At 40.7% G+C, this 10089-nt stretch carries 7 protein-coding genes; 2 read left to right on the top strand and 5 right to left on the bottom strand.

Annotated elements, in window-relative coordinates; all coding sequences use genetic code 11:
- Positions 1–492: 492 nt before the first annotated feature.
- The 3 genes from Q0954_RS15970 to Q0954_RS15960 form a co-directional block, all read right to left on the bottom strand.
- The gene (locus Q0954_RS15970) at positions 493–1614 is read right to left on the bottom strand and encodes a serine hydrolase (protein ID WP_299458493.1); all 1122 of its coding nucleotides are present in this window, start codon (positions 1612–1614) and stop codon (positions 493–495) included.
- 222 nt (positions 1615–1836) lie between these two features.
- Positions 1837–4035, bottom strand: a complete 2199-nt coding sequence (locus Q0954_RS15965; RefSeq protein WP_299458492.1) for a molybdopterin cofactor-binding domain-containing protein — start codon at positions 4033–4035, stop codon at positions 1837–1839.
- Positions 4036–4114: 79 nt separating this feature from the next.
- Positions 4115–4579, bottom strand: a complete 465-nt coding sequence (locus Q0954_RS15960; protein WP_299458491.1) for a (2Fe-2S)-binding protein — start codon at positions 4577–4579, stop codon at positions 4115–4117.
- 586 nt (positions 4580–5165) lie between these two features.
- Here Q0954_RS15960 and Q0954_RS15955 point away from each other — a divergent pair.
- Together Q0954_RS15955 and Q0954_RS15950 are read left to right on the top strand one after the other, a co-directional pair.
- On the top strand, positions 5166–5555 hold the full coding sequence (locus tag Q0954_RS15955) for a DUF1987 domain-containing protein (protein WP_002701024.1): 390 nt from the start codon (positions 5166–5168) through the stop codon (positions 5553–5555).
- A gap of 110 nt (positions 5556–5665) precedes the next feature.
- Positions 5666–6160, top strand: coding sequence for a thioesterase family protein (locus tag Q0954_RS15950; RefSeq protein WP_299458490.1), 495 nt, complete (start codon positions 5666–5668; stop codon positions 6158–6160).
- A gap of 89 nt (positions 6161–6249) precedes the next feature.
- On the opposite strand, the gene Q0954_RS15945 is transcribed toward Q0954_RS15950, so the two are convergent.
- Both Q0954_RS15945 and Q0954_RS15940 read right to left on the bottom strand, forming a co-directional pair.
- Entirely contained in the window at positions 6250–7410 is a 1161-nt protein-coding gene (locus Q0954_RS15945; RefSeq protein WP_299458489.1) for a homogentisate 1,2-dioxygenase, read from the bottom strand.
- Between the two features lie 706 nt (positions 7411–8116).
- Positions 8117–9748 carry a S41 family peptidase gene (locus Q0954_RS15940; RefSeq protein WP_366916747.1) on the bottom strand — a complete coding sequence of 544 codons (1632 nt, stop codon included), beginning with the start codon at positions 9746–9748 and terminating at the stop codon, positions 8117–8119.
- Between the last annotated feature and the right edge of the window lie 341 nt (positions 9749–10089).

Raw genomic sequence — 10089 nt, 5'->3', positions numbered from 1 at the left:
TTTTCTTGAGCTTTGATTGGCTTTTAGCCTTTAGCTTTTAATTATCATATTTGCAAATTAGTTAGGAATCGGTAACCCGTAGTTTTAGCTGCGCTTCGCGCCAATTCGTAATTGATCCATTCGTAATTCGTAATTGTTTAACTGTTTTTGTATGAAGCCATTAGCTTTTAGCCTTTTTTTGAACTACGACGAACTTTAGCTTTTTCTTGAGCTTTGATTGGCTTTTAGCCTTTAGCTTTTAATTATCATATTTGCAAATTAGTTAGGAATCGGTAACCTGTAGTTTTAGCTGCGCTTCGCGCCAATTCGTAATTGATCCATTCGTAATTCGTAATTGTTTAACTGTTTTTGTATGAAGTCATTAGCTTTTAGCCTTTTTTTGAGCTTTGATTAGCTTTAGCCTTTGTTTAACTGTTTGTATGAAGCTTTTAGCCTTGCTTGCGACCATTCGTAATTCGTAATTAAACCATTCGTAATTTTAAAAAACCGTAATTACTCTTTTCGATCCAGGGCCTTCTTGATTTCGGCAGTCAGCAACCAGATACGCGATGGATGATTGGCAAGAATAATTACAAAGTCTTGCTGATTGTTGAACATGCTTACTGCGGCACGAAAACCATTGACTGATCCTCCGTGGCTAATGATGTTGGTAAGTTTGTATGCTTTGGTAAGTCGTACGTCGTTGATAAACCAACCATAGGCATAGTTACCCAAATTGGGCGTAAACATTTTTTTAGTTAGCTCCTTATTCAGCAATTTGTTTGTGGCGAGGGCTTTGAACCAAACCAACATATCTTCTACAGTAGAGTGAATGCCTCCGGTAGAGTAAGTGTTGGATTGATGGCGTGGTTTGTTGAGTTTAAATCTAAAGTCGTTGTCTGTAGCAGCTTTTTGGTTCTTAAGATCATAGCTCAAGGCAAAGTTTTGCAACTCGTTGGTGTTTAAAGTAAATCCGGTATTTTTGAGCCCCAAAGGACGTGCAATGCGCTCTTCAAGCAAAGTACTAAATGTTTTTCCGGTAATTTGTTCGGCTATAGCAGCCAACAATATATAGCCCATGCTGCTGTAAGACATTTTTTTGCCTGGCTTTGCCACCATCCCCATTTTAGCTATTACTTTGGCATATTCTATTGGAGTAACAGGCTTGTACATAAATTTTTTAGCGTTTACGTTTAGTTTAGAGTAATGCCCCAAGCCTGAGGTATGCGAAAGTAGTTGGTGGATGGTAATTGTTGATTTTTCTTTAGGCAAAAAGGGGAAGTATTTAATTGCCAAATCGTCTAACTTAAGTTTGCCTTCTTGCACCAACTGTAATACAATCATTGCGGTAAACTGTTTGGACACCGACCCTACCAAAAACTTGGTATTGATTAGGTTCTTTTGCTCAGTTGCTTTGTTCGCAAAACCTTTGGCACCTTTCCACACCAACTCTCGGTTTTGAGCCACCAGCACCGCACCCGAAAAAGGGTGGTCTTGGCAATATTTTTCTACCACTGCCTTTATTATTTCGGTTTTAGATTGGTGTTTAGGCGTGCCATCTTGGGCACGAACAGGTAACCAAACATATATAAAAAGTAGTAAACACAAGAGTGAATGTTTTGTCTGATTTTTCATTTGGGTAACAGGTTTTTGTTTTTTATTATTTGTACTGGTCAAATCGCTTTACAAGAGTAAGACCACTTTTACAAAAAACTCATTATCAAATACTTACAAACAAAAAACATCCTGTATTCAATTTCAAAGTGCCCACAAGTGGACAGCAAATGTCCACCAATAAAAAACCGGATTTGAACAGTTGTTCAAACCCGGTTTTTTATTTCTCTTTTGGACTCAGTTTTATACTTTCATATCTTTAAGAGGCAGTTTACGCACCCGTTTGCCGGTAGCTGAAAAAATAGCATTGCCTACTGCCGGAGCCAACGGAGGCAAGCTCATCTCACCCAAGCCTTGCGGATCTTTGTCGCTTTTTACAAAATGTACTTCTACATCTGGAGCATCTTTGATACGTAACAACTTGTAGTCGTGGAAGTTGCTCTGTTGCACTGCTCCATTTTTTAGGGTAATTTCGGCATTCATCATGGTACTTAAGCCATCAATGATCCCCCCTTCAATCTGCGCTTTGGCACCACTCATATTCACTACTTTGCCACAGTCTACGGCTGCCACTACCTTATGCACTTTTACATAACCCTCTTTATCTACCGATACATCGGCCACCAATGCGGTGTAAGTACCAAAAGTAAAATGAACTGCTATGCCCTGAGCACTGCCTTTGGGCATTTTTTTGCCCCAGCCTGCCTTTTTAGCAGCAAGCTCCAGTACTCCACGTATGCGGGCATTGTTAAAAGTAGGCCCTCCGTGTCCTTTGTATTGGTAGTCTTTGTTGTTGCTCCCCAATAGCTCTAAACGAAATTTAAGTGGATCTTTTTTGGCAGCATGCGCCAGTTCATCCAAAAAACTTTGGTCAACAAAGGCGGTAGTATTGTGCCCGGGAGCCCGCCAAAACCACAATGGCATGTAGGTATCTACTGCTGTGTATTGCATCTGAAAGTTAGGGATAAACTGCGCAGGAAAATTGTCGGGGTAAATATCAAAACGATGTGGGGCAAGTTTAGGCGAAAAAAACTTAGCCACTGACGCTCCCGCACATTGAATCTTCCAGGCAGATAGTCTACCTTCTTTGTCGAGGGCTGCCTTCACTTTGTGCATACTCGCGGGGCGATAAAATCCAAAGCGATTGTCATCTTCACGCGTCCACACCAGCTTTACTGGTTGTTTGAGTTCATTGGCAAGGTATACCGTTTCTTTTACAAAATCACCGTTTGACCTGCGTCCAAAGCCACCACCCGACCTCAACATGTGTACTTGAATTTGAGCTGCTTTAAGTCCGGTTATTTTTTTAGCAATGCTTGCTGCCCTTCCGGGAGATTGGGTAGGCGCCCAAATTTCACACCTGTCTTTAGTTACCAACACGGTACAGTTCATAGGTTCCATTGGTGCATGGGTAGCAAAAGGCACTTCATAAGTAGCCTCTAGTACTTTGTTAGCTTCTTTAAAGGCCTTGTCTACATCGCCGTCATTGCGCAGGTTTTTATTGTCTTTTGCCACAGCCGCTTTAAAAGCCTTGTCATAACTGTCTGAACTGTGTTTTTCATTGCCCTTGGTATCCCATTTTACCTTGAGTACTTTCCGGGCTTTGATAGCCGCCCAAGTGTTTTTGGCTATAATGGCTACGCTTTGGGTGGTAGAGCCTTCTTTAATAGCTATTACATTTAATACTCCCTTTACTTTTTTGGCTTCGGCCTCGTTGTAGCTCGCCACAGTGCCTCCAAAAACAGGCGAACGCTCAATCATGGCATAGACCATATTTTTGGGTTGGGCGTCTAGCCCGTAGGTTACTTTGCCCTGTACCAGGTTTTGGTTGTCTACTCCAGTTTTAAACGATCCTACGAGGTTGAAGTCTTTGTCTGGCTTAAGGGCGGGGTCTTTAGGCACTGGCACCTGAGCTGCGGTTTCGGCAAGCTCACCAAAAGATAATTTTTTGCGGTTCTTTTTATTTTTAATGGTACCATTTTCAGCATAGCACAGTTTCTTGTCTATGCCCCATTTTTTGGCGGCAGCCTCCAACAACATTTCACGGGCGGTGGCACCCACTTTGCGCAGGGGTTTCCAATGACGGTTGATAGCTGTACTACCTCCAGCACCCTGAGGTCCATATTTACTGTCGAGGTCTGCCTGTACTACATTTATCTTACGCCAGTCGGCGCACAACTCTTCGGCTATAATCATAGGGAGCGAAGTTTTTACCCCCTGCCCTATTTCAGGGTTTTTAGCCATAATGGTAATGGTACCGTCTTTGGCTATCTTTAAAAAGGCATTCATTTCATGCACTTTGGCGGGCTCTGCCATCAATTTGTTGCCCCAAGGCATGCTAAAGCTCAGCACAAAAGCGCCTCCGGCTACCGCCGAGCTTTTGATAAAGTTTCTTCGGTTTAATTTCTTTTCCATCATTGGGTTGGGTTCTGTTTCGGGCAATTGTTAGCTAAAATTTGGGTAGCCATAAGTCCTTGTATACTTAGGCATACTGGTGTAGATTACTCAGGTAATTTAAACACTAATTCATTGCTTTGGCCGCACGATGTATGGCCTTGCGAATGCGCACATAAGTACCACAACGACAAATATTGCCCGACATGGCCGCATCGATATCAGCATCGGTAGGCTTGGAGTTTTTCGACAATAAGGCTACCGCCGACATAATCTGCCCTGACTGACAATAGCCACATTGCGGTACATCTTCGTCTATCCAGGCTTGCTGTACCGCATGCAAGGTATTGCCTTGGGCTACTCCTTCTATAGTAGTGATTTTGGCATTGCGTACAGCGGCTATAGGCATAGAACAAGAACGTACGGGGTTGCCATTGAGGTGCACAGTACAGGCTCCGCACAAAGCCTTGCCACAGCCAAACTTAGTTCCGGTAAGATTCAGTTCGTCGCGTAATACCCACAACAAAGGAGTATCGGCTTCTGCCTCTACCTTTAATTTTTTGTTGTTCACGTGAAGTGTGTAAGCTGCCATAAAATTTGTTTTAAGGTTTATGCAATCCTACAAAAATAGTTTGTTCTCAAAGAGCACTTTATTTTTTACAGATTACTATGTGATATATGATTGTTATTTTGTATATTATTCGGCAGGTTATCAAAACACTTTGTGTGTGAAAGGGTTTCTTATAACCTTCCTTTTGAGATACATTGGTTGTATTAATTGTTAAATTAGCGATTTCTACAGGCATTCACTAATTTTTTCGCTAAACGGAGGCATTCAGGGTTTGTATAGCCACTTTCTTGTTACCAATGCCTAAAGCGACAGGTTATCAGTCACCACTTTGTTTTTGTCAAACTATCCCGTTTTTTTGGCAAGGTATTTTGCTTGTATACAAACAAGCGCGCAGAATTTGTATTATTAAAACAAATCCCTTGATTTATTTAATTAGTTCTAACAAATATTTTATATTTTTGACGAAGTTTAGGCTATATTTAAACTGATATAAGTACTTGGGCATAAACAAATATTGCTTGATGTTTGTAAACCATTTGACAGTAAAACAATAGATTTTAATTTTGCCTGACTACTTGATACCTATAATCAACTTAATAATTCCTTTATGCAAAGCATTAGCATAGAACAAACCAATAAAACTCCAAAGGTTCATTTCGACGTAAAAAGAGGAATTTTGGAACTTACAGGCATTTCTATTCCCGAAGATGCCGACAGTTTTTATACTCCCTTGTTAGACCTGATCGACGAGTATATAGTAAACCCACAAAACAAAGGAACCATCATTATTTTTAAGCTGGTATACTTCAACACCAGTACCTCTGATTATTTGATGGGAATTTTGAAAAAACTAAAAAAGCTGCAAAATAAGCAGCATCCAGTAACTGTAGAATGGTACTACGAAGAAGAAGATGAAGATATGAAAGAGTTGGGCAACCACTTCAAAATTATTACCGAGTTGCCTTTTGAGTTTTATGCCCAGGAAGAAATTAATTGAGCCAAAAATATATCCCGCAAAAAGGAATTGGAGCCTGTCACTTAAGTGATGGGCTTTTTTTGTGGAAGTACCTGTTAGGCAAAAACCTCCAATTATTTTACCTTTGCCCCATGAACAACAAGTATTATATTAGTGTAGAAGTGCGGTGGTCAGACCTTGACCCCAACAATCATTTGGCAAATTCGGCTTATGTAAACTATGGGGCGCATATTCGCACTAAGTTTTTAGCCGAAAACGGCTTTTCGCAGGCGGCGTTTCAAGCACACAACATAGGACCTATTGTGTTTTCGGAAACCACTCATTTTTTTAAAGAAATTCTCCCCAACGAAATCATTTACCTCACAATGGAGCTCAAGGGCTTGTCAGAAAATAAGCTGTTTTTCCGATTTTTGCACAACTTTTACAAGCAAGATGGTACCCATGCTGCCCAAACCCAACTATCGGGTGGTTGGCTCAACCTTAAGGCACGCAAGCTTGCTGTACCCCCCGAAACATTGCTGCAAACCATTGACAAAATGCCACGTGCCGAAGGGTTTAAGATATTGACTAAAGAAGATTTGCGTGAAGGGCAGGTACAACCACAAAAAGAGAAATTTGTGGTTTAAATATTTTCATTACCTCTTTAAAGCAACCACCCCACTTCAATAACAAATGAAGTGGGGTTAGTTTTTTTTATATCATATTAGGCAAAGTCTTACTCAGTCCAGCTCATAGGGTAGTTTTTATCTACAAACTCCATAGCTTCTTCGGTCAAAAACAAAGGCTTGAAAGTATCTACCATTACTGCATACTCGTGGGTTTCTTTGGCTCCAATGCTTTTCTCTACTGTGCCAGGGTGTGGTCCATGGGGCAAACTACCTACGTGCAAGGTAAACGAACCTCTGTCTATCCCTTTACGACTCATAAAGTCCCCTTCGGCATAAAACAATACCTCATCAGAGTCAATGTTACTGTGATTGTAAGGCGCTGGAATAGCCAACGGATGATAGTCGAACAAGCGAGGTACAAAAGAACAAATCACATAATTGTGTGCCTGAAACATTTGATGCACTGGTGGTGGTTGGTGAATACGCCCCGTGATAGGTTCAAAGTCATAAATAGAAATAGTATAAGGGTACAAAAAGCCATCCCAACCTACAATGTCCAGTGGACTGTGCTCATAACGGTATTGATGCAAATAGCCCTGTTTTTTTATCTTTACAAGATACTCACCTTTGTCTTCTTCGGTTACCAACTCTTGCGGTGGGTGAATATCGCGCTCACAATAAGGCGAGTGCTCTTCTAGCTGTCCCAACTCGTTGCGGTAACGCTTCACGGTTTCTACGGGGCTCATCGACTCTATGATAAGCAAACGCACGGGGTCTTCGTCAAACTCTATGCGGAAAATAGTGGTTCTTGGAATCACCACGTAGTCACCTTTTTTGATGCGCAACTTACCAAACTGAGAATATACATAGCCACTACCATCGTGTACATAAATCACCTCGTCAGCTTCGCCGTTTTTGTAATAATAATCCATTTTCTTTTCCGATGGATTACAAATTGCCAGGCGTACGTCGTTGTTTACCATTAAGGTGCGGCGTGCATCTAGGTAGTCTTTTCCGGTAATTCCCTGTACTGAGGTTTTGAGGTGTACTTGTTGCAATGGCAAGTCGGGCACTATTTTGTGTGCGCAAGGCTCAGGTTTAAGCACCTCTTGAATACGAGTGGGTGGATAAATGTGGTATAAGTTAGAATAAATGCCGCTGAACCCTTTAGAGCTTACCAGTTCTTCGTGGTACAGGCTGCCATCGGGTTGTCTAAATTGTGTATGTCGTTTTGGGGGTATGTTCCCTAATCTATAGTAATAAGCCATAATTAATATTATCGAAGTGATTTTTACCTTTTTGTCTAATGTAACCCACCTCAAACCCAAAGTGTTTATTAAGTGATCCTGCAAAAATAAGTTGAGCCATTAAAGTGTATCTTTTGCCTCCTGATTTCTCTTAAAAAACATCTCATAGCCAAAGCTATGTTCATTTTTTTAAGATCATCAGAAAACAAAATATTTTCTTGAATCAGCTCACTTTATTTTTTACACATCACTAAGGAATGGTACCAAAATAAATTTACACCCTGAGGGGTGATTTTTCGCCCTGAGGCGCGGCAAATTTTGCGAGCATAGCCATAGCTATGGTCAAAAAATTTAACAAAGCATCAGGGTAAAGTATCACCCAGCAAATGCGTATACTATTTGTTGGTTGCTCCCTAAAAGCAAGTAATGCCCAACCTGAGTTTTGAATGGGGCTAAATATAAAGTTTGTTTGAGGTTTTTCCAAATAGCATCAAGCTAGTCCATCTCTCCCAAAACCGGTATTGACAACAAGCCAAACAGCCATTATCATACTAATCAACACTTTTCGGTTATAACGAGACAAAAAGCCAAACAACCATTATACACCTCGTCTATTTTTACTCCCCAAAAAAACTGTAATAAAAGGCATAAAAAAACTGCAAAAAACACAAAGGCTTGCATTTTTTGCAGTTCAGAAAAATAGCGTATCGCTCTCAACTATGAAAAGTTACTCTTGTATAGCCGCAGCTTTGTCAAACAACTTCAAAGCTTTTACATAAGTTCGGTCAATGCTGTACCAAATTGGGTAAAACCCTTGTTCTTTCCATACTCTACGCCCAACCAACGCTTTGACCAAGGTTTTGATGAGTTTTTCGGAACGTTTAAATTCCTTCGCGTTGTATTTTACACCCGCTTTTTTGCCCATCGCTATCATATCTTTTACCATTACTGGGCTTACTTTAAAGTTTTTAATGTAATCATCCAGTTTATAAGCTTCCAGTTTTTTCTGGTTGTTTTTATAGTATTTGAACGAGTACTCCTGGAATACATTTTTTACCGAAAGATTGCGGTAATACTTACTGTTTCTGCTCGTATCTATCGGTATAAAGTAATCAGGCATAATGCCACCTCCACCGTATACTGTGCGTTTTTTGCGAACGGTGGTATATTTAAGCGAATCGTTGAACTTGATGCTATCGGCGCTAAACAATTCTCCACTTTTATAGCGTTTCAGCAGGTCAGAACGGTATTCCTTAGGGTTTTTACCATAAGGCTTTTGGATAGAGCGTCCGCTAGGCGTATAATAACGTGAAATAGTCAGGCGCAACTCTGAGCCATCCTGTAAGTCAATGGGTAACTGTACCAAACCTTTGCCAAACGAGCGGCGACCTACAATCAATGCGCGGTCGTTGTCTTGCAAAGCACCCGATACAATTTCAGATGCCGAAGCACTTCCTTCATTGATCAATACAATGAGAGGACCTTGCTCAAACAAACCAGTAAAACGGGCACGGGCTTCCGAGTCGTAGCGTGAGCCTTTGCCATTGGTATATACAATTTTGGGGTTGCCTGGCAAAAACTCATCCGCCATTTTAATGGCACGATCCATATAGCCTCCGGGGTTATCGCGCAGGTCAAGCACCATACGTTTCATTCCTTTTTTGCGCAAGCCTTCCAATGCTTCGCGAAACTCGATATAAGTACGGCGGGCAAAACGGCTTACTTTTATAAATCCGGTTTTCTCGTCTATCATATAGCTTACCTCCACCGAATTTTGTGGAATCTTGTCGCGGGTAATGGTAAACTCCATCAACTCATTGACACCTGAACGCTTGATAGCAATTTTTACTTTGCTTCCTTTTTTACCCAACAAACGCTTGCGTACTCCTTGGTTTTTTATCTTAATTCCAGCAACATTTTCACCGTTTACCTTAATAATTTTGTCGCCCGACTGCAGCCCTGCTTTTTCAGAGGGACCACCCGATAAGGGAGCCACTACATAAATAGTATCTTTAAAGATGTTAAACTCTATGCCTATGCCATCATAACTTCCCTCAAGCTGAGCTTTGGCTTCTCTGATGTTCTTTTTGGGAATGTAAGACGAGTGTGGGTCGAGTTTTTCCAGCATTTTTTCAATGGAATAGTCTACCAAATCATCGGTATTGACTGTATCTACATATCGGTTGTCGATATGGGTAAGAATCTCTTTAATTTTTAAGTATCCGTCCTTGATTCCCTTGACATTGGCGGTGCCTCCTCCAAACATATTGGCACCAAGCAACATACCTCCGGCAAGAGCCAAGCCCAAAAGTAAGGGTAAACGAATCTGGAAATTAGAATTTTTTATTCTTTCACTCACTACAATAAAGAATTTTAGTAATACAAAAAGTATATATGCTGAACGACGTGGTTAACCTAAAAAACTGACGGTCTCTTACCGTTGATATAAGCTAAAAGACGATCGTTTAGTCAAGTTGTATTGCCTCGTTCAGGGTATTGATTGAAGAGCAATGAATATTCCTCCCAACCGATGTTTTTCAGGTTTATTGCATAGTAATGCTGCACTACACCTACTTACAAAGTAAGTTAATAAGAAATACTTATTTTATCCATCAATTGTTTATTAAATAACATTTTTTTATGCAAACAACCTATATACCTGCCCAAAACGAAAGAAAAGCTTTATATACAGATAAGGTC

It is taken from the genome of uncultured Microscilla sp. (assembly GCF_947493425.1).
Taxonomy (GTDB): Bacteria; Bacteroidota; Bacteroidia; order Cytophagales; family Microscillaceae; genus Microscilla.
The sequence above is the reverse complement of the archived record's forward strand: the minus strand, read 5'-3'. Positions and strand labels throughout refer to the sequence as shown.

Excerpts from the sequence above, each read along its gene's own strand:
- Q0954_RS15950 (WP_299458490.1), top strand. The coding sequence starts at position 5,666 with ATGAACAACAAGTATTATATTAGTGTAGAAGTGCGGTGGTCAGACCTT.
- Q0954_RS15970 (WP_299458493.1), bottom strand. The coding sequence starts at position 1,614 with ATGAAAAATCAGACAAAACATTCACTCTTGTGTTTACTACTTTTTATA.
- Q0954_RS15960 (WP_299458491.1), bottom strand. The coding sequence starts at position 4,579 with ATGGCAGCTTACACACTTCACGTGAACAACAAAAAATTAAAGGTAGAG.
- Q0954_RS15955 (WP_002701024.1), top strand. The coding sequence starts at position 5,166 with ATGCAAAGCATTAGCATAGAACAAACCAATAAAACTCCAAAGGTTCAT.
- Q0954_RS15945 (WP_299458489.1), bottom strand. The coding sequence starts at position 7,410 with ATGGCTTATTACTATAGATTAGGGAACATACCCCCAAAACGACATACA.